The organism is Echinicola strongylocentroti (genome assembly GCF_003260975.1).
GTDB classification, from domain to species: domain Bacteria; phylum Bacteroidota; class Bacteroidia; order Cytophagales; family Cyclobacteriaceae; genus Echinicola; species Echinicola strongylocentroti.
The window spans coordinates 3,058,764-3,083,291 of the sequence record NZ_CP030041.1 but is presented as its reverse complement, the minus strand read 5'-3'; the positions used below and the strand labels follow the sequence as shown (position 1 = coordinate 3,083,291).

20 protein-coding genes are annotated in these 24,528 nt (G+C 45.6%); 11 read left to right on the top strand and 9 right to left on the bottom strand.

Annotated elements, in window-relative coordinates:
* Positions 1–110 precede the first annotated feature (110 nt).
* The 6 genes from DN752_RS11980 to DN752_RS11955 form a co-directional block, all read right to left on the bottom strand.
* Complete coding sequence (locus DN752_RS11980) at positions 111–443, bottom strand: hypothetical protein (RefSeq protein WP_162633200.1); 333 nt, start codon at positions 441–443, stop codon at positions 111–113.
* A 748-nt stretch (positions 444–1,191) separates the two neighbouring features.
* Positions 1,192–1,629: a ribose 5-phosphate isomerase B gene (gene rpiB / locus DN752_RS11975; protein WP_112784161.1), complete on the bottom strand. Its 438-nt coding sequence runs from the start codon at positions 1,627–1,629 to the stop codon at positions 1,192–1,194.
* 12 nt (positions 1,630–1,641) lie between these two features.
* The gene (gene tatC, locus DN752_RS11970; protein WP_112784160.1) at positions 1,642–2,484 is read right to left on the bottom strand and encodes a twin-arginine translocase subunit TatC; all 843 of its coding nucleotides are present in this window, start codon (positions 2,482–2,484) and stop codon (positions 1,642–1,644) included.
* A gap of 16 nt (positions 2,485–2,500) precedes the next feature.
* A complete protein-coding gene (gene glyA / locus DN752_RS11965) occupies positions 2,501–3,769 on the bottom strand; it encodes a serine hydroxymethyltransferase (protein WP_112784159.1) in 1,269 nt (422 codons plus the stop codon).
* A 766-nt stretch (positions 3,770–4,535) separates the two neighbouring features.
* A complete protein-coding gene (locus DN752_RS11960) occupies positions 4,536–4,796 on the bottom strand; it encodes a hypothetical protein (RefSeq protein WP_162633199.1) in 261 nt (86 codons plus the stop codon).
* 456 nt (positions 4,797–5,252) lie between these two features.
* Positions 5,253–6,212, bottom strand: a complete 960-nt coding sequence (locus DN752_RS11955; RefSeq protein WP_112784157.1) for a pyridoxal-phosphate dependent enzyme — start codon at positions 6,210–6,212, stop codon at positions 5,253–5,255.
* 57 nt (positions 6,213–6,269) lie between these two features.
* Between DN752_RS11955 and DN752_RS11950 the strand changes: the two genes are divergently transcribed.
* Entirely contained in the window at positions 6,270–6,956 is a 687-nt protein-coding gene (locus tag DN752_RS11950) for a peptidoglycan DD-metalloendopeptidase family protein (RefSeq protein WP_112784156.1), read from the top strand.
* 212 nt (positions 6,957–7,168) lie between these two features.
* Here the strand turns inward: DN752_RS11950 and DN752_RS11945 are convergent, their stop codons facing one another.
* Entirely contained in the window at positions 7,169–9,223 is a 2,055-nt protein-coding gene (locus tag DN752_RS11945) for an alpha-L-fucosidase (RefSeq protein ID WP_112784155.1), read from the bottom strand.
* Positions 9,224–10,790: 1,567 nt separating this feature from the next.
* Between DN752_RS11945 and DN752_RS11940 the strand changes: the two genes are divergently transcribed.
* Entirely contained in the window at positions 10,791–11,978 is a 1,188-nt protein-coding gene (locus DN752_RS11940; protein WP_112784154.1) for an RsmB/NOP family class I SAM-dependent RNA methyltransferase, read from the top strand.
* A gap of 87 nt (positions 11,979–12,065) precedes the next feature.
* Positions 12,066–14,159: an ATP-dependent DNA helicase RecG gene (gene recG / locus DN752_RS11935; RefSeq protein WP_112784153.1), complete on the top strand. Its 2,094-nt coding sequence runs from the start codon at positions 12,066–12,068 to the stop codon at positions 14,157–14,159.
* Positions 14,160–15,485: 1,326 nt separating this feature from the next.
* Here recG and DN752_RS11930 read toward each other — a convergent pair.
* Entirely contained in the window at positions 15,486–16,055 is a 570-nt protein-coding gene (locus DN752_RS11930; protein ID WP_112784152.1) for a pentapeptide repeat-containing protein, read from the bottom strand.
* A gap of 26 nt (positions 16,056–16,081) precedes the next feature.
* The gene (locus DN752_RS11925; protein WP_112784151.1) at positions 16,082–16,795 is read right to left on the bottom strand and encodes a ZIP family metal transporter; all 714 of its coding nucleotides are present in this window, start codon (positions 16,793–16,795) and stop codon (positions 16,082–16,084) included.
* A gap of 221 nt (positions 16,796–17,016) precedes the next feature.
* Between DN752_RS11925 and DN752_RS11920 the strand changes: the two genes are divergently transcribed.
* From DN752_RS11920 to DN752_RS24915, 8 genes are all read left to right on the top strand, one after another.
* Complete coding sequence (locus DN752_RS11920; RefSeq protein ID WP_112784150.1) at positions 17,017–17,490, top strand: DoxX family protein; 474 nt, start codon at positions 17,017–17,019, stop codon at positions 17,488–17,490.
* A gap of 232 nt (positions 17,491–17,722) precedes the next feature.
* A complete protein-coding gene (locus tag DN752_RS11915) occupies positions 17,723–19,492 on the top strand; it encodes a PAS domain-containing sensor histidine kinase (protein ID WP_112784149.1) in 1,770 nt (589 codons plus the stop codon).
* A 14-nt stretch (positions 19,493–19,506) separates the two neighbouring features.
* A complete protein-coding gene (locus DN752_RS11910; protein WP_112784148.1) occupies positions 19,507–19,920 on the top strand; it encodes a response regulator in 414 nt (137 codons plus the stop codon).
* 84 nt (positions 19,921–20,004) lie between these two features.
* Positions 20,005–20,589 carry a sugar O-acetyltransferase gene (locus tag DN752_RS11905; protein WP_112784147.1) on the top strand — a complete coding sequence of 195 codons (585 nt, stop codon included), beginning with the start codon at positions 20,005–20,007 and terminating at the stop codon, positions 20,587–20,589.
* A gap of 439 nt (positions 20,590–21,028) precedes the next feature.
* A complete protein-coding gene (locus DN752_RS11900) occupies positions 21,029–21,358 on the top strand; it encodes a hypothetical protein (RefSeq protein ID WP_112784146.1) in 330 nt (109 codons plus the stop codon).
* Position 21,359: 1 nt separating this feature from the next.
* Positions 21,360–21,767 (top strand): hypothetical protein, encoded by a 408-nt coding sequence (locus tag DN752_RS11895; protein ID WP_112784145.1) that lies wholly within the window; start codon positions 21,360–21,362, stop codon positions 21,765–21,767.
* 104 nt (positions 21,768–21,871) lie between these two features.
* Positions 21,872–23,551, top strand: a complete 1,680-nt coding sequence (locus DN752_RS11890) for an N-acyl-D-amino-acid deacylase family protein (protein WP_112784144.1) — start codon at positions 21,872–21,874, stop codon at positions 23,549–23,551.
* Positions 23,552–23,633: 82 nt separating this feature from the next.
* Positions 23,634–24,449, top strand: a complete 816-nt coding sequence (locus DN752_RS24915) for a GNAT family N-acetyltransferase (protein ID WP_245949518.1) — start codon at positions 23,634–23,636, stop codon at positions 24,447–24,449.
* The last annotated feature ends 79 nt before the right edge of the window (positions 24,450–24,528 follow it).

Genomic DNA, 24,528 nt, shown 5'->3' with positions numbered 1-24,528 from the left:
ATGCCGAAAACTAAAGTGAAACGGCTGATTTTTAAGCAGTTTAAGGTCGCAATACCTGTGCGCCGTGGCGTAGATAGGCTAATGCATATTCCGGGTTCAATGCCGTTTAGTTAAGGGGATTTCCTTCTTTTCATATACCTAAAAGCCCTTTTTTTGATTGACTTTGGCTGGGGAAACCTGATCATCTTGGTGGATCTTATCCTTTTCCTTTTTTCCCCCGAAAGCCTTCGGGGCAGGCTATTGATGAAAAAAGAAAGAAAAAAATCTAGGCCGGTGGTATGCCTTTTAAAATGGAACATGGATTTACCCTGCGACCGAGATCCGTCACCCATTTTAATTTCCAGCCGATGGCTACGGCCTAAAAGCGAGTGGGTCTCGCTGTTCCACGACGCAAGCCAACTCCCTTTCTTAACGGCCGCCACCATCGGCTGGAAAACAGGCATACCAAGGGCCGTAATAAGGAAGCCATACCTTTTTTGGCTCAGGGGGGCTTATAGTTCTCGCTCAACTTGGTTACTTAAGAAAATATACCACTACATGGAATAATGATGATAATTTATCCATAAGAAACTTATTAATCGGATCCGCCTTGCAGGTATTGGGCGTTAAGAAATTAAAAAGCGGGTGGGCAAAAAGGCAGGCTTGTTTGACGAAATATTAGCCAAAAAGAATGTTGGCAGCTAGAAAAGGAGGAGTTTGCTTGCATGAGGGAAGGTTTTAATTTTAGGCCAATAGATGCACAGCGGCGGGGTTTTTTGGTTACTTTTTTGACCTGAAGCAAAAAAGTGACAAAGGTAAAGAGATGAAAACCATCTTGGAATTTAGCAAGAAAATCAGTTGGTTTGGAGGTGTGAGCGTCCGCCACGGCGGACGGTTACCCTGCCTAGTTGCCCCCATAGCCGTCAGACTAATGTAAGTTGTTGAAAGGCTATATACTTATTGGTGTCTGTGTTATTCACCAATGGTCTAAAGGGATTTCAAATCCCCATTATCCCGGTTCGAGATTACAAATCTCGAACAGCTAAGTTCGTGTATTTGGGGCAGTTAGTGTACCGATAACAGCTTAAACTGACTGCTATGGCCTAGCTGCCAGATAGAACCGAAAACTAAAAAGCCTTGCAACTAACCGCTGCAAGGCTTCTTTATTGTTTTTATAATTCTACTCATTCGTAAGCGTAAGTTATCGTCCCTTTACCTACAAGCGATCTTATTCACTCGATTGGCATGCCTTCCGCCTTCAAATTCCGTGCTGAGGAAGGTGCCGACCATTTCCTGGGCCAGTTCATACGGCACGAACCTCGCGGGAATAGAAATCACGTTGGCATCATTGTGCTGGCGGCTGAGGGCGGCCAGGTCCTTATTCCAGCAGATGGCGGCACGGATGCCTTGGTGCTTGTTGGCAGTGATGGCGACACCATTACCACTACCGCAAACCACGATACCCAGCTTAAATTCACCTGCTTCGATGGCCTCACACAATGGATGCACATAATCCGGGTAATCCACGGAAGCATCCGAAAAAGGCCCGAAGTCCTTCACTTCATAACCCTCCGCTTCCAAAAAGGCTACTAATTGCTGCTTATAATCGAATCCGGCGTGGTCTCCGCCGATGGCTATTTTCTTTGACATGATTGATATGGATTAATAGTCTTCTGCTGCTCGTTCTTCCCGTCGTCGTCGCTCCAGTCGCTTGGCGATCATAATTCCCGCTTCATACAGCACCAATATCGGCATGGCGATCAACAGCTGACTGATTACATCTGGCGGAGTGATCACCGCCGATAGTACCAGAATGGTGACCACGGCATGTCTTCTGTAGGATTTCAGCATGGCGGCACTTACCAGTCCCGACATGGACAGGAAGTAAATCACCACCGGAAGCTGGAACATCACCGCTGAAGCCAATACCAACATCACCAAGGTGGAGATATACGAAGTGATATCAAATTCATTGGCAATGGAAGGATCCAGTCGATAATGTGACAGGAAATTAATGGACAGTGGCGACAGGATATAATATCCAAAAGCAGCCCCCATAAAGAACAGCAAGCTCACAAAGAACACTGCTCCCCGAGCAGCATTTCTTTCTTTGGAATAGAGCCCTGGGCTGATAAATCGCCACACTTCCCAAAACACATAAGGGAAAGCCACGATCAAGCCCACCACCAAACTGGAGGTCATGTGCATGGAAAACTGCCCCGTCATCTGCCTACTTTGCAGGATAAAGGGGAGCTCTTGGATACACAGCGCCGGAATGCCCAGCGCATCGGAAACTTTGCAGAGCATCCTGTAGGTGAAAAAATCCACCTTGGATGGTCCCAAAATCACCTGTCCAAAAACAAAACTCTTAGAAAGGAAGGCCAGTACGGAGAAAATCAGCACGGCAGCTATTGACCGGACCAAATGCCAACGCAGTTGCTCCAGATGGTCCAAAAAGGACATGCCGTCTTCTTCCTCTTCTTCCCGATATTGATCTAATGCCACGTAGTTTCTTCTTTACTTAATACAATGGAAATTGAACCATCCAATCGTTGACTTCCTGCTTGATCTCAGCAAGGGCAGCCTCGTCTTCATGGCTCATCAGTGCCCTGTCGATCAAGTCCACGATCTTGGTCATGTCTTGTTCTTTCAGGCCACGGGAGGTAATGGCGGCGGTACCCACACGCATCCCGGACGTCACAAATGGCGAACGGGTATCGAAAGGCACCATGTTTTTATTGATGGTGATGTCCACTTTGCCCAAGGTCTCCTCGGCGATTTTACCGGAAAGGTCCTTGTTGCGCAGGTCGATCAGCATCAGGTGATTGTCTGTGCCACCAGAAATCAGCTTATAACCTTTTTCCACGAAGGCCTCGGCCATCACGGAAGCATTTTTCTTTACTTGTAGGATGTACTCCATGTATTCGTCTGAAAGGGCCTCTTGGAAAGCCACCGCCTTAGCGGCAATGATGTGCTCCAAAGGACCGCCCTGCATGCCTGGGAATACTGCAGAATCCAATAGCTGGGTCATTTTTCTCAGCTCTCCTTTAGGATTCTTGACACCAAATGGATTTTCAAAATCATCCCTCATCATGATGAGTCCACCACGAGTACCCCTGAGTGTCTTGTGCGTGGTAGTGGTCACGATGTGGCAGTGATCCAATGGATCATTCAATAGACCACGGGCTATCAGTCCAGCTGGGTGAGAGATATCCGCCAGCAGCAATGCGCCTACTTCATCGGCAATCTCCCTGAACCGGGCATAGTCCCAGTCACGGCTATAGGCAGAAGCACCACAGATGATCAGTTTGGGATTTACCTCACGGGCCTTCTCGGCCACTTTGTCCATATCGATGATACCGGTTTCTTCCTCCACTCCATAGAAGTGCGGCTTATAGTTCTTACCGGAGAAGTTTACCGGAGAGCCATGGGTGAGGTGCCCACCATGGGAAAGGTCAAAACCAAGAATAGGATCACCAGGATTCAGACAGGCCAAAAATACCGCTGCATTGGCTTGGGCACCCGAGTGAGGCTGCACGTTTGCCCAAGTAGCTCCAAAAAGCTCCTTGGCACGGTCAATGGCTATCTGCTCGATGTCATCCACTACTTCACAACCTCCATAATAACGCTTCTTGGGAAGTCCCTCTGCATATTTGTTGGTAAGGACACTACCGGCAGCTTCCATCACCTGCTTGCTGGTGAAGTTTTCAGAAGCAATCAACTCGATGCCTCTCTTTTGACGGTCTTCTTCTTTTTGGATAAGGTCAAATATTACCTGGTCTCTTTTCATGAGTATGATCTTGTTTTTACAGTCTTTTTTGGTCTGTGCTTAGGCCTTTTCCGATGGGTATCGGAAATGATTCGCTTTTCACCTCACTTCCACTGACCACTTCCGGAAAATCGAATGTATTTTTGGCTGCCCAAAATTAGTTCGAAACAATGTATTATCCAATTGATTGGGAAATTGCTTAGGCAAATAGCTTTTGAAAAATTTAATTGATCAAATTTTCCTCTCGGAACGTCTTCCAATGTGATGTACTTACGGCACATGATGAGAGGTTGATGTTCGAGGTGGTTACCAAGCTTTCATACCTAAGGCACGATCATGATGCGCTAAAGACAATAGTAAAGGTCTGGTGATCCAGGGCAAACGCATTTAACATTAATTTCGTGTAGGGCAGCTATCATCCGTGCCGCTGGCACTCCTTCTGGAGGTGGAGGAGGCCTTAACATCCAGCGGATGAATCCGCTGGTTACTAAATCCATCGTGCCGCTGGCACTTTCTCCAAGTTTGTACATTAGGATAGCAGCAGCCTATCGCAGAAAATGCTGAAAGGGCAAGGACATCAGTTGGTTTAAAGGACGAATAAAGCATCGCACCTGTCTGCCCAAGTGGGGAGAATGATTTAGATGAGTTTAACCCGGAATATCAATGTCGTTTAGTTAAGAGGTTTTTCCAATACGGATCGTCCTTTGAGAGAATTATGGTTTTAATCCATGGCCTTTTTTTATATGTATAAAATGGATCCGCCTTGCAGGTATTGGGCGTTAAGAAATTAAAAAGCGGGGGCAAGAAGGCAGGCTTGTTTGACGAAATGCTGGTCAAAAAGAATGTTGGCAGCTAAAAAGAAGGAGTTTGCCTGCATGAGGGAAGGTTTTAATTTTAGACCAATAGATGCACAGCGGCGGGGTTTTTTGGTTACTTTTTTGACCTGCAGCAAAAAAGTAACAAAGGTAAAGAGATGAAAACTATCTTGGAATTTAGCAAGAAAAATAATCAAACCAATATTTCCAGATACACAATAACTAAACGACATTGCCCGGAATATGCATTAGCCTATCTATTGCGGACTGATCCGCCGCGGCGGACAAAATCAGCCGCTTCGATGTGAGTCTATTATTCGACCGTTGGAGCATTCGATTTTAGGACAGTTGATGGGCGTGTTAAGAAAATGAGTTAACTCGTGCAGTGGACAAGCGAGATCCACTCATTTTTAGCCCATAGGAACGGCAGCTATATATTCAAAATGGGATACTTTTTTAAATGCGTTCTCCCTGTCTGGTGATCCTCTGTACCAAGCTTCCCGTAAAATCACCGAATAGCTGGTATTGAGTTTAAAAACTCAATACCAGCGGTTCCGCAGCTCAGCTGTCGGAACAACGGAGCCGATGATGTTTCCCGTAGAAATATTATAATATTCCAATCTTTCAATTGATCACTGAATCCATCGGGACCTGTACATTCCCGAGCGGTAACGCCAACAACCTCCCCTTTATTTAAAAGGCAGTTTGCTGACATCCACATTTCCTCCAGAAAAGACCAGCCCTACCCGTTTATTTTCAAAAAGCGCCTTATTCGCCAATACAACTGCCAAGGGCACCGCACTGCTGGGCTCAATGACGATCTTCATCCGTTCAAAGACCAGCCTCATCGCCGCAATGATCTCTTCATCCGAAACGGTGAAAATGTCTTCCACATGCTTTGATATAATGGTAAAATTCCGCTGTCCTAGGGAAGTGAGCAGTCCATCAGCTATGGTATCTGGATTATCCATGGGCATGATGCGATTGGCCTTTAGGCTGCGATGGGCATCATCTGCTCCTTTGGGCTCTGCACCGTACACAGGAGTCTTTGGGGATAGGTAATGGGTCGTCAAAGCCGTCCCAGCCAATAGCCCTCCGCCGCCCACGGGCGTGATGATGGCATCAAAAGGAATCCCCTCGTCCCACATCTCGAGGACGCAAGTGGCTTGGCCTTCGATGACATCCATATAGTCATAAGGAGGAATAAATGCAGCGCCTGTTTCCTCCACCACTTTTTCCAGGGTGGCTTCGCGTGCTTTTAGCGTAGGTTCACATTCGATGATCTTGCCACCATAATGCTTTACCGCTGCTTTTTTGATGGCAGGAGCAGAGGAAGGCATCACGATGTAGGCATTGGTTCCCGTCTCTTTGGCCGCACGTGCCAGTGCAGCGGCATGGTTACCACTGCTGTGCGTGGCCACCCCGTTTTGCTTCAGCTCAGGAGGCAATTTCAAGATAGCGTTGGTCGCTCCACGGGCTTTGAAGGCACCTACCTTTTGGAAGTTCTCGCATTTAAAATAAAGCTGACTACCCGATATATTATCTATGGCTTCACAAGTAATGATCGGTGTATGGTGAATATAGGCCATGATCCGCTGATAGGCCTGTTTGATATCAATGAGCTGTGGTATTCTAAAGGTTTGTTGCATGTGTATAAAGTTAACATTTTGAACCCAAATTGTGTATATTTCGCCAAATTATCCAAGATGAAAAAACTACTAGATTCGCTAACAACCGCTGATATTCACCCACTTCTAGGGGTCAATTTGAATACGGAGAACTGTGTTTTGCTGGATTTTACTGCCAAAAACGAAGAATTGGCCACTTTGGATATCACTAGTACCGAAGTATTTAACGAATATATTTATAGACAACTGGAGGCGCCAAACAAGCGTTTTGGGGTAGGAGGATACTTGGAACCAAGGGCCATATACCATCGAAGTGAGGTGTTTGGAAAAGAAGACCAAGAGAGAAGATCCCTCCACTTGGGAGTGGACATTTGGACCGATGCTGGGCATCCCATCTATGCGCCATTGGCAGGCCGTGTACATAGCTTCCAAGACAACGAAGGCTTTGGCAACTACGGCCCCACCATTATTCTAGCACATCAACACAAAGAACTTACCTTCTATTCACTCTATGGCCACCTGACCAAAACAGACTTAAAGGGCCTGAAAGTCGGCCAAACCATCCATCAAGGACAGGAATTTGCCCACATTGGCCCTTTTCCAGAAAACGGTGACTGGCCACCGCATCTTCATTTCCAACTGATAAAGAACCTAGAAAACCACTGGGGCGACTATCCGGGAGTATGTGCACCAAAGGATCTGGATTATTACCAAAACAACTGCCCTAACCCTGAACTGCTGTTGGGCATGCGTGGCATTCTGTAGCCAACTATCTTGGGTAATCAAGTACCTTCACGTAAAGCCGGATTATACATTGGTCTATCTACGCCACGGCCTTTAGGTTTGCAAAGGTATGGCAACCTGATGCACCGATGCGGACGCCGCTATCTCCATACAGCCTGAAAACACTCAAGTATGTACCAGCAAAAAACCCACCTCCATTGCTGAAGATGGGCTTCTATTATTTGCTCATCAACTTATTTGGTCATCACTCCAATTTCGGCAAATGAAGCATCATTGCCGTCCACGGTTTTGATGGCTCTTAAGCGGATAAACTGGGCGCTTTCTGAGCCAAAAGTAATTTTCTGTTCTATTGGACTAGCCGCAATATTGCCAAACTCTCCCTTGCTAACCGTCTTCCAATTGGCTCCATTAGTGCTTACAGCAAACTCATACTGCTGGATCACACCAGACATGTACCTGTTTTGCATCGGCATGTAGGTAAAGCCTTTCAGTGGTACCACTGCTCCCAGGTCTATCACGACTTCGTCATCCTTACTGGTGTAGTTGGTATGGACATTTTCATCCATTACTTGATTCGCCTTATCGGCTCCATTTACCACTTTCCAGTTTGCCTTGGCCAGATCAAAATCCACACGGCCCACTTCACTGGTCTTGCCAGAAGCTTGGTCACTGACAATCGCCTGAACCGTCTTTGGTGTAATCACCTCAAAGGACTCTTCATATTTTTTACTGTCCTTGCTCGGTGTGCTGCCATCCGTGGTATAATAAATGTCTACTCCTTCATCAACTGCCTCCAAGCTCACCTTCCCCGCCACAGAGCGGGAGATTGATGGAGCCAAAATCACCTTTGGAGCATTAAAAACACCTATCTCACTGATGGTCGGGCAGGCCTTGGCATCCGTTACGGTAAAACGCACGGCGGTGGCCGTCACATCAGGAAATCTCAAAATCCGCTTATATCCAATGGTGGTCTCACTGGCAATTTCTTTCCAGCCGCTTTCAGTTTCTGCCTCCACGGTAAAGGCTTTCACACGTTGCCCTAAAGCAATATACTCCTGTGCCAAAAAGCGGTTAAAGGTAGTGGGCTCGTCAAAGGTAACCGTCATTGCCCCTGATACAACCCCATCCGCAGTGGCCCAATAGGTGGATGCATCATCATCGATGGCCATGGCTGCTTCATATCCATTGCCTCGCGTCCCAGATGCCGCTATCTCGCCTTCCTCACTGGCCAAATTGAGCGCAAAATCCTCTTTGACCTTATCGGCCAATTTCTGCACTTGCTCCGCATCCCTCTCGTGGATCAAGCCTCTGCGATCCACGGGAAAATTGAGCAAAAGAGAGCCGTTCCGGCCCAAACTTTCATAGTAAATGTCCAAGAGTTTTGGCAAAGATTTTACTTTATGGTCTTCATAAGTATGGTAATACCAACCTGGACGAATGGACACATCCACTTCTGCAGGCACCCAGTGGGTACCATCCTCCTGACCTGCCGAATATTCAGAAGCGTATTCCGGCATACCTCCGTACACTTCGTCCCGCTTGAGATTGGACCAAGTGGTTTTATAGGCATGGCCTTCTTCGTTTCCTACCCAGCGAATGTCAGGGCCTCCGTCCGAAAAGATCACCGCATTGGGCTGGAGTTCGCGGATGATGCTATAGGTATTTTCCCAGTCATAATAATTCTTTTTGTCCACGCGGCGCTCTTCATTGGCACCGCCGTAGTAGCCGGTTCCGCCATTGGCCCCGTCAAACCACACTTCAAAGACTTCTCCATAATTGGTCAGGAGCTCTCTTAGCTGGGCCCTGAAGATGTCAATATATTCCGGTGTTCCATAGTGGGCATTGTTCCGGTCCCAAGGCGACAGGTACACGCCAAATTTAAGCCCATATTCTTTACAGGCTTCGGAGAGTTCTTTGATCACATCGCCCTTTCCGTCTTTCCAAGAGGAATTTTTTACGGAATGCTCGGTAGTTGCTGTCGGCCAAAGGCAAAACCCATCATGGTGCTTGGCGGTGATGATGATGCCTTTCATGCCAGCATCCTTGGCCACTTTGGCCCATTGGCGGCAGTCCAGTGCTGTGGGATTAAAAGTATCCGGATCCTCATCGCCCATCCCCCATTCCATATTGGAAAAGGTGTTCATATTAAAATGCACAAAAGCGTAGAATTCCAGGTCCTGCCAAGCCAATTGCCTAGCTGAGGGCACGGGCTCCACAGGTGCAGGAGGCGCCACTTCCTTTTGCTGGCAGGAAATAGCCACCAGTAATAATGCTAAGTATCTTTTCATTGTGGGTTTTATATTAGATTAATCCACCAATATAAGGATTTGATCATGATGAATAGTGAATTTTTACCAACAATGAAAAATAACGATTAGAACAAGCAAAAATGGTATCAGAAAGATCCGTTGGGTAACAGCTCAAAACAGCCAAGGGCACCTGAACATAGCCGAAGACCACCCACAGCTACTATATGCTTGCCGGTGCTGGACCAGAGAACCAACACCACATGAAATACTGCCCCCTAGCAGCCCCACCCGCACGGTGTCCATACTCGATACGATTCTCTTGGTTAATTTTATCCTTTTCCTCGTTGTTCCGACAGCTATGCTGCGGAACCACTCGCATTGAGTTTTTAAACCCGGTTTATGCATTAGGAATTGTTATCGCCTGTCCCGACAGCTATCGGGAAGATTTGAAACAGCAAAAAAATCAGGTTGTTTGGAGATTGAGGCATCCGCCGCGGCGGATGGTGATATCGAAAACAGCAGCGAAGCGACTGATTTTGTCAGCCGCGGATCAGACCGCAATAGGTAGGCTAATGTCTATTCTTGGTTAAACTCAAAACCACCAAATTTTTACTATTGGCTTAAAAGCATCATGCCGTAGGTATGAAAGCTTGGTAACAGCCATGTCCATCAGTCCTCTGTTAATGTGCCGTAGGTACATCACATTTGAGCAGTTAGGTTTTTCGAAAAACTGCTTCGGCAGATTAGGCTATGGGTATTTACTTTCCTTCCCAGTGTCCAGTACCTACGGCACTGTTGGGATGCTATATCCACTTTCTATTACCAAGCTAATGCTCCTAATGGAGCATCCCTGCTGCAGGGCAAACGCAGTTAAAAAAAATGTTCCTATTTGCATTTATATCTACCGTTCCTACGGAACTTACCCTTTTGTGTGTAATCATTTTTTGTTGTCACCTGCACCTTCTATATGACCCTCCGCCAAAGGCGGATTAGGCAGGATGCTCAGTTACTAACGCATATTCAATATCAATCCGTCATGCGAACAAAGCAACAGTGGAAAATAGCCACCTGCCGTTTGGAAGCGGGATTGCTTGGCTATACCTTCCCGTCTCGGCAGAGAGTAACTCGGTATGTTTTCTTTCCTCTTGTCACCAGCCTACTCGTCCTAAACTCGCCTACAATGAAATTAAGTGAGGCCAGGCTGAGCGGTCCTGTCTATCCTCCCATAACCGTCAGGCTAACGCATGTTGTTGCTTAAAATCTATATCCCCCCTATTGATTTCGATGCTCCTCACAAATGGTCTAGGGGGATTTCAAATCCCCATTATCTCGGTTCGGGATTTCAAATCCCGAACAGCTAAATTATGACAGTTGGTCTGCCTATATCCATTTAAACTGACGGCTATGGTCTATCCTCCACAGGTAGGGTCGAGGTCCTACACTACCCTTCGACTCCGCTCAGGGTGACAAACGTGTTGTCTCAAGACTCAAGACTCATATCTCACGTCTCACTACTCACTACTAGCTACTTGCATCTACCTACTTTTTTCTTGCTACATCGTCCTCTAAATTCCCTATCTTTGCTGTCTTAACCATTCAAAAACTCATGAGGCTATATTCCAATACGGTCAAAGGCGTGGTCAGTGCCATAGAAGAAATCTTTTATGATCAGCAGTATGCGGACAAGGTGATCGAAAGAACCTTAAAATCCAACAAGAAGTGGGGTGCTAGGGACCGTGGCTTTATCGCCGAATCTGTGTATGAAATGGTCAGGTGGTGGCGATTGATCAATGAAGTAAGCCCTTCAGAAGATCTTTACCACCTTTTTGGAACCTACTGGCTGCTCCAAGGCAATATCCTTCCGCCTTGGCATGAGTTTGAGGGAGTGAAAGTCGATACTGTCAAAAGAAAATACGAAGCCCTTACTTCCCGTGCCACCCTCCAATCCATTCCGGACTGGCTGGACCAAATGGGAGCTGAACTCCTCGATGACAAATGGGATGATGAGATCAATGCCCTGAACGAACAGGCCCAAGTGGTCCTCCGGGTAAACACCCTCAAAACCACCCGTGAAGCCTTAATGAACCAACTCCAAGAAGATGGCGTGGAGACGTACGCTCCAAAAGGCTATCCCGATGCACTGGTATTGGCCAAACGCCAGAATATCTTCCGCAACCCGGCTTTTAAAGAAGGCCTTTATGAAATCCAGGATGCCTCTTCCCAATTGGTCGCCTATGCACTCGGGGTGGAGCCAGGCATGCGCGTCATCGACGCCTGCGCAGGTTCTGGAGGAAAATCCCTTCACCTTGCCACCCTGATGGGGGACAAAGGCCGCGTCCTCTCCATGGATATCGAAAGCTGGAAACTCAAAAACACCAAGCTACGGGCCAGAAGAAATGGCATCAGCATCATCGAAACCCGTACCATCGAAGATAATAAAACCATCAAGCGCCTCAAGGAATCTGCCGATCGGCTACTGCTGGACGTGCCTTGCTCAGGTCTGGGCGTGCTCAGAAGAAACCCGGACACCAAGTGGAAGCTTAGCCCAGAATCCATTTCCAATGTACAAACCATCCAGCAGGATATCCTCCAAAATTACTGCTCCATGGTCAAGCCGGGCGGTATCATGGTATACGCCACTTGCAGCATTTTGCCCACTGAAAACCAGCATCAAGTAGAAAAATTCCTGCAATCTGAAAAAGGACAGGATTTTGAGTTACTGGAGGACCAGAAAGTATTGGCCTATGAAAGTGGTTTTGATGGCTTCTACATTGCTCGCCTTCAGCGCAAGTAAGGCAGTAAACGACCACAAGTGTAGCAATTCATCTCATTAAAAATTAAATTGTGCCAAATTTATTCTGACCATCAATAAAGCAGAAAATTGCCAGGATTCTTTGATACCAAAATTGAGTTTTTAAAAGGCGTCGGCCCCCAAAAAGCAGCATTGCTGAATAAGGAGCTGAGCATTTTCACTTTTGGTGAGCTCCTGCAGCATTATCCCTTCCGCTACGAAGACCGCACCAAATTCTATAAGATCAACCAAATCTCCGAACACTTGGAGCATGTGCAGGTCATCGGCAAGATCCGACGGCTGGAGACCATCGGAATGGCGCGCAAAAAGAGGCTCGTGGCCTATATCGAAGATGAAACGGGTGAGATGGAGCTCACTTGGTTCAAAGGCATCCAGTGGGTGGCCAAAAACCTAGTGACCGGTGCTACCTACGTATTTTTCGGAAAGCCCAACCGCTATGGCAGAAAATTCAGCATCGCCCATCCGGAAATGGAACCACTGACGGCTGCCCAAGAGGAAAAGAGCTTCTTCCAGCCCGTCTACCCTACCACCGAAAAGCTTCGCGCAAAATACCTGGACAGCAAGGGGATTTCCCGCATTATGGACTTACTCCTCCAGAATGCCTATCCCCAGATACAGGAAACCCTCCCTGATGCCGTCATTGAGCAATATAACCTCATTGCCAAAAAAGAGGCGATCCGACAGATACACTTTCCTGATGACCCTGAAAGGCTCAAACGGGCAAGGTTTAGGCTAAAGTTTGAGGAGTTTTTCTTCGTCCAGCTGCGCTTGCTAAAGCTAAAACTTACCCGTACCGAGAAATACCGCGGCCAAGTACTTGGCCAAACGGAGCTTGTTGGCAAATTCTACACCGATCACTTGCCCTTTGACCTGACCAATGCCCAGAAGCGGGTGATCAAAGAAGCCTTTGCGGACATGCGCTCCGGCAAGCAGATGAACCGCCTCATCCAAGGAGATGTAGGCAGTGGGAAGACCATTGTGGCGTTTATCTGTGCCTTGATCGCCATAAGTTCCGGCACCCAAGCTTGCCTGATGGCTCCCACGGAGATTTTGGCCACGCAGCATTTTGAAGGGCTGAAGGAGTTTGCGGACATGATGGGCTTGCGCATCGACCTACTCACTGGCTCCACCAAAAAATCTGCCCGCACCCGCATCCATGGTGAACTGCTCAATGGCCAGCTGCATATCCTCATCGGTACACATGCGCTGCTGGAAGACATCGTCCAGTTTCATAATCTCGGACTCGCCATCGTGGACGAGCAGCACCGCTTCGGCGTGGCACAGCGGGCAAAACTATGGGCAAAAAACCCCAATTACTATCCCCATGTGCTGGTCATGACAGCCACGCCTATCCCTAGGACCTTGGCCATGACTCTTTATGGTGACCTGGACATTTCGGTCATTGACGAGCTTCCTGCTGGGCGAAAGCCCATCCAAACGGTCCATCGCTACGACAAGGACCGGCTGAAGGTCTTTGGCTTTATGAAAAAGGAAATCGAACTGGGCAGGCAGATCTATGTGGTCTATCCCTTGATCGAAGAGTCCGAAAAAATGGACCTTAAGAGCCTTATGGACGGCTATGAAAGCATCCAGCGGGCATTTCCGCAATACCCCACCAGCATCGTCCATGGCAATATGAAGCCTGCCGATAAGGATTTCGAAATGCAGCGCTTTGTCAAGGGCGAAACCAAAATCATGGTGGCCACCACGGTGATCGAAGTGGGCGTAAATGTCCCTAACGCCTCTGTGATGGTGATCGAAAATGCCGAGCGATTTGGACTTTCCCAGCTCCACCAGCTGCGTGGACGAGTAGGTAGAGGTGCAGAACAATCCTACTGTATCCTGATGAGCAAATACGAACTGTCCAAAGACAGCCGTGTACGCTTGGATACCATGGTGCGCACCAATAACGGCTTTGAAATTGCGGACGTGGATCTCAAACTCCGCGGCCCCGGTGACCTGATGGGCACCCAACAAAGCGGCGTCGCTGACCTGATCATCGCCGATCTCAGCAAGGACGCTCCTATCCTCACCATGGCCCGCGATGCCGCCCAACAGCTGATCGCCGAAGATCCCGAAATCACCCTTCCACAGCATGCCATGGTCCTCCGCCAAATCAACAACCAAAAGAAACACGCCGTCAATTGGAGTAGGATCAGTTAGAGGGGGTTTGGGAGGTTTGAAGGTGATAAAGTTGGAAGGTTGGAAGGTTTAAATGCGGATGCTAAACCTTAACATTCAGATTTAAACACTGAAAGCTACATCAAAGGATTTTCATCCCTTGCCCGCTCAATTAAACAAACATCACCCATTCCCTTAACATTTGAACACCCCATGACGACAGCTTTTTCCATAGCTTTGAAAAAGTTCAATTAAACGATGCTGGACCATTCCCTAGTGCCGTTTTACTGGGACAATGGCCATACTGGAAACCATGGATTTGGATTATTTGATCGACACACCAACGATCAGGCCTGTACCGGCCTGATCAAAAAGATACTACCTAACATTAATTAATAACCCCTAATTGTAAAGGGCTGCCTCTCATCGAAGCAGCTCTTTTTATTACCCGATTGGATGAATTTACCGTTATTGTGGTTCAGATCCAGGGCAAACGCATTTAACATTAATTTCGTGTAGGGCAGCTATCATCCGTGCCGCTGGCACTCCTTCTGGAGGTGGAGGAGGCCTTAACATCCAGCGGATGAATCCGCAGGTTACTAAATCCATCGTGCCGCTGGCACTTTCTCCAAGTTTGTACAATAGAATAGCAGCAGCCTATCGCAGAAAATGCTGAAAGAGCAAGGACACCAGTTGGTTTAGAGGACGAATAAAGCATCGCACCTGTCTGCCCAGTGGGGAGAATGATTTAGATAAGTTTAACCCAGAATATCAATGTCGTTTAGTTAAGAAGGTTTTCCAATACGGATCGTCCATTGTATAAAATGGATCCGCCTTGCAGATATTGGGCGTTAAGAAATTAAAAAGCGGGGGCAAGAAGGCAGGCTTGTCTATCTCGCTGCTAGACAGGCCAGCCTGGCGGCCTAGACAGGTTTGACGAAATGCTGGCCAAAAAGAATGTTGGCAGTTAAAAAGGAGGAGTTTGCCTGCATGAGGGAAGGTTTTAATTTTAGGCCAATAGATGCACAGCGGCGGGGTTTTTTGGTTACTTTTTTGACCTGCAGCAAAAAAGTAACAAAGGTAATGAGATGAAAACTATCTTGGAATTTAGCATGAAAAATAATTAAACCAGTATTTCCAGATACACACTAACTAAACGACATTGCCCGGAATATGCATTAGCCTATCTATTGCGGCCTGACCCGCCGCGGCGGACAAAATCAGCTGCTTCGATGTGAGTCCATTATTCGACCGTTGGAGCATTCGATTTTAGGACAGTTGATGGGAGTGTTAAGAAAATGAGTTAACTCGTGCAGTGGACAAGCGAGATCCACTCATTTTTAGCCCATAGGAACGGCAGATATATATTCACTTCACAGAAATATCGTATTTATCCAATAAGCCTGTCACATTGGTAAGCGAAAATACTGCTTTCCTCAATCGGTTCCTTTCTGGATCAATGGAAAAATTTTCAGCAGTTCTGAAATCCACTTTTTCCAAATTGGCACCGTCAAACACCGCCTGTAGCAAGTTACAGTTTTGGAAAGTAGAAGCGGTCAAGTCCACCTCCACAAATTCTACTTCTTGCATTTTGCAAGCTTTGAATTTGGTCTGTTTTAGTTTTAAGCCATAAAAGGATGAAAAATCCAGCTGGCAATTGATAAAATTAAATGTCAACAAAAAGGGATTGCACTTGTCAAACCGGAGGCCCAGCAACTTACAAGTAGAAAACTCCACGTCCCTAAAGCTGGTGTTTAGCAACTGCGCATTGCTAAAATCACAGCGCTCAAAGGTACATTCTGAAAAAACCACGTCACGGAGATCCACTCCAGCAAACTTGCATCCCACAAAAGTGCATTCTTCGTATTCCCCCGAAGTAAATGACAAGGTAAAATCTTCGTCTCGATATTCCTTCCCTTCAAAATAGGCTGTTTCCATGCCCGAATTTAAAAAATTATTTAGGTCTAAATCACCTTTTCTCCTATCATCCCTACCATAAATCCCACACAAGCTCCTATAGCTCCCCAATGATGGTGCTTCATTTTGCTACTGGGAGCAATATCCTGAAATATTAGGTACAAAATCCCTCCACTCGCAAAAACCATCAGGTGTGCCGTCACATCCGGGTAATCCCTTAGGAAAAAATGACCGATCAGAGCTCCCCCGATTCCTGCAAAACTCAGCATAAACATCAACATCAGTGTCTTCTTAGCAGTAAAACCGCTGAGGACCATATCCCTGAATGAATTGAATGCTTCAGGGAGGTTTTGTAAACCAATAAAAATGGCCAATAGCGTGCCGGTGGAAGGATCACTGGCAAACAAAGCTCCCAGCGCAATGGATTCAGGGACAAAATCCATTAGCATCGCCAGCAATTGAGCCATCTTGCCCCCTTTTTGCTGTAGGTACTTGTCGATCACAAAGAAGATCACCGATCCAGCACCAAAAGAAAGCAACATCGGCCACAAATTCAATTCCTCCAAGCCTTTTGGGACCAGCACCAACGCCACGGCTGAGAGAATAATTCCTCCTCCAAAGGCAATTGCAGCATGTGAAATCTCATATTTTAGTACTCTTTTTTTTATGTGATTATTGAACGCATTGCCCAATAGGGCTCCGATAAAAACCGTAATACCAGAAAATCCAGCGTAAATCAAAATTTTGCCCAATGTGTCCATAATCACTAAGATTTGATTGACAGATGATAAATATAAAAAAAACCACGTGGTCATACTATAAACACGGCTAATTAGACTGGCCGCTAGATGCTTCGGGTTTCTTAAGAAGGTTCCGCTACAGCCATGTAAAAGGAACCACATATAGATGAAGTTAACCTAGGTTCATTGATTGCTTTATCATAAATGAGGAGATTTGTAGACAACCAAAATCCTACATCAACATGTTGCCCTTTTATGTATTGATTTTCACTTTTGTCTTGGCCGTTATTGTTCACTATTGGAGGACCAAAACTTTCGCGTGGGCTATATCTGGTAGAATTGCGCTTTCAGTGATGCTTTGTTTGACGGCCATGGGACACTTTATGTTCACCGAAGGAATGTCCAAAATGCTACCTCACTTCATTCCCCAAAAGGCCTTTGTGGTTTACTTCACAGGACTAATCGAAATGGCTGCGGCTGTAGGTATTCACCTACATAAATACAGAAAATCAACAGGAATTCTACTGATCCTATTCTTTCTGTTGGTTTTGCCTGCCAATATCAAGGCGTCTATGGATCAACTCAACTATCAAACTGGCCAATACGATGGCCCTGGAGTAAATTATCTATGGTTTCGAGTTCCCTTCCAACTGCTGCTAATAGCTTGGACAAGTTGGTTTGTCATTAAAAACGGCAAGGAAAAATTGCAGCATTAACCTATCAAAATATACTTGATAATGGATGATTCTAAGTAACATCATTTACACATAAATGACTGTAAACTGGTTAAAAAAAAATATAAGCGGCAAAAAAATCGATAAATAATAATTAATATTGGTAATTATAAACTTCTTCCTCTCCAATTCTTCCTATAGCCATTTAAGGTATATATGAAATAACTATAGGATGAAGTGTTTATTTAAATAGTAATAATTACCAATACCATAAGTGATCGAACAACTAATTAACAATGCCCAGGATGCTATCATTTGTCTTGATCTAAAAGGGATCATCCTTTATTGCAACAAAGCCGCAAGTAAACTTTTTGACCGTGAAGGGTCTTCCTTGGTAGGAATGGATTACCAAAGTGTGACCACATTTGATCCCCATAAAGTAGGCTTTGACCAATTACGGGAATCCATCCTCTTCAATGAGCAACTGCCTCCATACATTCAGGAAATTGACCGAAGGGACAGCAAAAAGGAATTGGTGTCCGTCCAGTATTCTCCCGTTACTGATCAATCGGGCAAAATCACCTCTATTTCTGCCATTCTCAGAAAACTCACCCAATCGGACAAAGTCGCCAGCAAGGCACAAGCCTTGGTAGAGACAGCTCCAGATGCTATGGTCATTATAAATACTGTAGGTCAAATCGTCTTGGTGAATGCACAAACTGAAAACCAGTTTGGTTATACAAAAGACGAGCTTTTGGGATGCGAATTGGAAATGCTCATTCCTGATAAATACATTAGCCTGCTTAAGAAAAACCAAGAAAACTGTGTCAGTATGGGGCAAGTTACAGAGCTCTATGGCAAGCGAAAAGATGGGTCTACCTTTCCGGTAGAAATTTCTCTCAGCCCGCTGAAAACAGATGATGGGCTTTTCGTATCGGCAGCCATCAGAAATATCACCGACAGGAAAAAGGCAGAAAACAAGTTTAAAGGATTGCTGGAAAGTGCTCCTGATGCGATTATCCTCGCCGACAAGCACGGAGATATCCAGCTGGTCAATGAGCAGGTGGTAAACATTTTTGGTTATAGCAAAAAAGAACTGATCGGCAACAAAATAGAAATCCTCGTACCCATGCGCTACCATCATCGCCACACCAACCATCGCGATGAATTCTTCCACTCAGCAGAAACCCGGCCCATGGCATCAGGATTGGAGCTTTCCGGCGTACGGAAATCCGGCGAGGAATTTCCAGTAGAGATATCCCTCAGCCCACTAGAAACCGAAGATGGAGCACTTGCCATCGCCGTAATTCGTGATACCAGTGAAAAAGCTGCTGTCAAAAAAGAACTTCAGGATTTCAACAAAAAGCTACAGGTCAAAAACAAAGAGCTTGAGCAATTTGCCTTCGTAGCTTCACATGACCTGCAAGAACCCTTGCAGACCGTAATGAGCTTTACCGACTTCCTAGCCGAAAACTACTCCCATCAGTTTGACGAGACAGGTATCAAAAGTATGCAGTACATCACTGAGGCCACCGGAAGAATGCGACAGCTCATCAAGGGTCTATTGGATTATAGTCGGATAGGAAGAGAGCGTACAGCTGTCGAGGTCAACTGCAATGAGCTCTTGGACAATATCAAAATCGACCTTAGTTCCCAGATAAAAAATGAAAATGCTACCATCCATAGTACCACACTCCCGCATATAAAAGGAAATGCCACCGAGTTACGATTGCTGTTCCAAAACCTGATCACCAATGCCATCAAGTTTCATCAAAACCTAACCCCTCCAGAAGTATGGATCGATGCAAGACGTGAAAAGGGACACTGGCTCTTTTCTGTCAAAGACAACGGAATAGGCATTGAAAAAAAATACAAAGAGCGTATTTTTATTATCTTCCAACGCCTTCACAACAGAAATTCCTATGAAGGCACTGGCATTGGATTGGCACATTGTCAAAAAATTGTAGAACTTCACGGAGGTAAAATCTGGGTAGAGTCCGAAGTAGGTAAGGGTAGTATATTTTATTTTACTATACCCAACTAACAAATTAGAAATCCATGAACAGAAAAATCAAATGTGTATTGCTCATTGATGATGATGAACCCACCAATTTCATCAATGAAATCATCCTAAAAAGAACTGGGCAGGTAGAAAGCATCGTAGCCGTACAAAGTGGCATGGCAGCGCTAGAATACCTGAATAATGTCAATAGTGACGAAAATACTCGTCCTGAGCTCATCTTTCTGGACATCAATATGCCAGGAATCAGTGGGTGGGATTTTTTGGAAGAATATAAAAAACTCCCCCATCACCAAAAGGCAAAGAACGTTATTGTAATGCTCACAACCAGCCTTAACCCTGATGATGACGAAAAAGCCAAAACCTTTCAGGAAATAAGTGAATACCATAGCAAACCACTCACTTATGAAAAAATCAATGATATCATCAAAAAGCATTTCTCTGATCGCTAAGCACTGGCATTCTATCTACTCATAACGAGAGATCCAGCACTGTCATTAGGGGCGAAACGTCACATTATCGTATTACTAATAACTATGACAGAAAAAGAAAAAATGCTCGCCGGCCAGCTGTACAACACACTCGATCAAGAACTGATCACTCAGTACCACAGGGCCAGAAAATTGATCAAGAGTTATAATGCCCTGGATTCTGAAAAAATGGATGATAGAAAGGCCATTCTCTCCAGCCTCTTGGGCGCTAAAGGAATAAACGTCTGGATAGAAGCGCCATTTTACTGCGATTACGGTGAAAATATCCATATCGGTGACGAGACTTTTGTAAACATGAACTGTACATTCTTGGATGACAACCTCATCAAAATAGGCAAAAATGGCCTGATCGCACCCGGCGTACAAATCTACACCGCCACTCACCCACTAAAGGCTTCTGAAAGAATAAAAACTCCCTCCGAAAGAAAAGAGGGCGAGCCCATCTATCGCACCTCCAGCAAGCCAGTGACGATAGGCGATAATGTCTGGATCGGTGGAAATGTCTGTATCATGCCCGGTGTAAGCATTGGCGATAATGTGACCATTGGCGCCGGTTCGGTGGTGACCAAAAACATTCCAAGTGATGTACTTGCCTTTGGCAATCCCTGCAAGGTGATCAAGGATATTTGATAATTGCTGTTTATAGCAAAACTTCTTTTGATAAAGACTAAATCGTGTATAAATGAAAACTAACTGTATATTTTTGTAAACTAATTGACAAAAAATGCCATTATACTGTAAATAATGTATGGTGATTTTTAATAAGTATCTAATATAATTTACTTAAACTATGTGTATTTTTTTCCATCACGAAATGAGATACATTTAGCATCGCTTCGATCCCCTCGTCATTAACAGAATATTTTGTATATTAACAGTAGAGAACAATTTTTATTAGTTATTTGATTATAGGCTGTTCTTGCCAGTAGATTTTATTTCTCACGGAAATCTCAGAATACCCGGAATAAAATAAGGCTTTTCTTAAGTTTCCGTGGTTTCTGTAAGAACCTATTCAATATCTCTATGATTACTGGTGTCATTGCGGATATAGATATTATTTATTGCTATCATGAAAAAAAGAATCAAACGTTTTGGGGTGGTACAGACCGCCTCCATGTTCGCCATTATTTATTTTGTCTTTATGGCCATTATTATGATACCCTTTGGGCTCATAATGACCGTAGTCGGGTTAAGCGGGTTTTCAGATCACAGCCATTTTCTTCATGGATTAGGTGCAAGAGGTATCTTCTTCGTGCTTTTGCCATTTATTTACGCCGGAATTGCCTTTGTGATGACCGCCATTGGCTGCTTGGTTTATAACCTGATTGCCAAATGGATCGGAGGAATCGAAGTAGAAATCGAGGATCAGCCAGAAGTAACCCACAATCCCTTTCAATGAGATGAAAGCATATCATGATCAATCGAGCGATACCATCAGCTTTGATAACACAGGCACCGTCAATAGACATATGCCGCAGATACAAGTTGCATTGGTCCTTGTGAGCGCCACCATCAATGTGTTATTTGCTGATCAATATGGAACCGTCGAAATATTGCTCTGGACTATTTTGGGTAGATTTTGTGCCTTGTTTCTTTTCTGGAGCTTCTTTATACATAAAGAACACAAACTATATTTCTATCTTAAGGATATTAAGAAAATATACGTCACATCCTTTCTGGGATTCGGGACTTTCAAATTAGTAACCCAAGATGGTAGAAAGAACTCCCTATTTACCGTTTGGCCAGGTTATCAAACGGACGATTTAACGGCAGTATTGACAGCCTTAAACGTTCCAATAGATTTTTAGCGTTGGAAGTAGTTGACAATGCTTCGTTAAAAATCAGCGTTATGGGCCATTTGGTGCGTTTCTGCTTTTCCCCTAACTTACCCTAAGCTTTTAACCTTATCCCTATGGCGCATAAACCTCCGTTCTTCTTCCTTCTTATCCTTCTATTCTCTTGTAGCCATCCAAAAGACTTTGACACCATCGTCCGGAATGGTAAAATCGTGGACGGTAGTGGAAATTCCGCATTCATGGCAGATATCGGCATCAATGCAGACACCATCGCAGCCCTTGGTGATCTATCTGATCAGACCGCGGCACAGGAAATCGATGCCGAAGGGCTAGTGGTCGCTCCGGGATTTATCAATATGCTCAGCTGGGCCGTGGAGTCGCTGATCGAAGATGGCCGCTCCATGAGTGATATCAAGCAGGGTGTGACGCTCGAAGTTTTTGGTGAAGGCAGCTCCTGGGGACCACTGACACCTGCTACCCGTCGAGAAATGATCGAAGATCAAGGCCACATCACCTATGATATTCCGTGGACCACCTTGGGTGAGTACCTGGAATTTCTGGAAAACAAAGGTGTCTCCACTAATGTTGCCTCCTTCGTAGGAGCGACCACCTTGCGGGTCAATACGGTGGGCTATGAAGACCGCGCTCCCAGTCCAGAAGAACTCGACTCCATGAAAATGATGGTACGTCAAGCGATGGAAGAAGGAGCGCTGGGTATCGGGTCATCACTGATCTACGCTCCGGCTTTTTATTCCAGTACCGAAGAGTTGATCGCACTTTGCAAAGTGGCTTCCGAGTACGATGGGATGTATATCTCCCATTTGCGAAGTGAAGGAAACAAACTGTTGGAAAGTTTGGATGAATTGATTAAAATTGCTAGTGAAGCATCGATCCGCGCAGAAGTCTACCACCTCAAACAAAGCGGTGCTGCCAACTGGAGCAAGCTGGATGCGGTGATCAGCAAGATCGATTCTGCCAGAAGTGCCGGCCTCCACATCACCACGGATATGTACACCTACACGGCAGGTGCCACCGGTCTGGATGCGGCCATGCCGCCTTGGGTACAAGAAGGCGGATATGATGCTTGGGCAAAGCGGCTCCAAGATCCTAAGATCCGCAAAAAAGTCCTGGACGAAATGAAAAGCCCCGCCATCACTTGGGAAAGCCTCATGCAAGCGGCCGGCTCAGCAGAAAAGATGATTTTAGTCGGTTTTAAAAACGATAGTCTAAAACACCTCACTGGCAAAACGCTGGCAGAAGTGGCCAAACTAAGAGGTAAATCTCCCGAAGAAACGGCCATGGATCTCGTAGTGGAAGACGGCAGCCGTGTAGGAACAGTCTATTTTCTGATGGACGAAAAGAATGTCCAACAACAACTGCAGCTTCCTTGGATGAGTTTTGGCTCTGATGCCCAATCGATGGCTGCTGAAGGGATCTTCCTCAAGTCCAGTACACATCCACGGGCCTATGGCAACTTCGCAAGGCTATTGGGAAAATACGTCCGTGAGGAAAAAGTAATCCCCTTAGAAGAGGCCATTTATAAATTGACCCACTTGCCCGCTACCAATCTCAACATCAAGGGAAGGGGATTGCTAAAAGCGGGTTTTTACGCAGATTTGGCTATTTTTGATCCAGCAAAAATCCAGGACAAGGCGACCTTTGACCAGCCACACCAATATGCGGAAGGAATGGTCCATGTTTTGGTAAATGGCCAGCTAGTACTTCGCCATGGTGAACACACAGGTGCTTTTCCCGGCAGGGTCGTCCGTGGCCCCGGTTGGAAAGGACATCATTAGCATTCGTTGTTCAGTAATTAAATTGGTGTTATCCATTATCAATTAGTAAACACCTATCATCCATCTTAGATCAAAGCAGTCAATGAAACATAGTTACCAAATCATCACCATCCGCCCGGAAGACACTTGGGACCTTCGCCACCGCGTGATGTGGCCAAATCAGCCGATTGACTATGTCAAACTAGAAGAGGACCGCCAAGGCCAACATTTTGGTTTGATACAGGAGGACAAACTCTGCACAGTCATATCGGTATTTATAAAAAATGGCGAGGCCCAGTTTAGAAAATTTGCCACTGAAACATCCCAACAGGGCAAAGGCTTGGGAAGCATCTTGCTTCAGCATGTGGTTTCGTATTTGGAAAAAGAAGGAGTCCATCGCATCTGGTGCAATGCACGTGCGGACAAAACAGCATTCTACAAAAAATTTGGACTTCAAAAAACCCCGCAAACCTTCGTCAAAGGAGGAATTGATTATATCATCATGGAAAAAACAACAGTGCAAATTTCAGAAAGTCGCCATTTTACCTTGGAAGACCTACTGCCTCTCTACCAAAAAAACCAATGGAGTGCCGCCAATAAACCTGACGTTCTCTACAATGGCCTTACCCATTCGGATAGTTTGGTCACTGCTTGGGAAAACGATCAGCTGGTGGGGTTGGGCAATGCCATTTCTGATGGGTATTTGGTGGTATATTTTCCGCATTTGTTGGTTTTGCCCAGTCACCAAGGTAAAGGCATCGGCCGCAAAATAATGCAAAGGATGCTCGAAAAATATACGGGATTCCACATGCAAATGCTTACTGCCGAGTTTCAGGCAGTGTCATTTTACGAAAAAATGGGCTTTGAACATGCCGGTAAAACGGTACCGATGTGGAAATACGAGGGAAAGGAACACTGAAGGTTGCAAGAAAATGAGATAGTCAAAAATTGTTTTTTTGATTATACGCTTTATTGCCAGTAGGTTTTATTGCTCACGG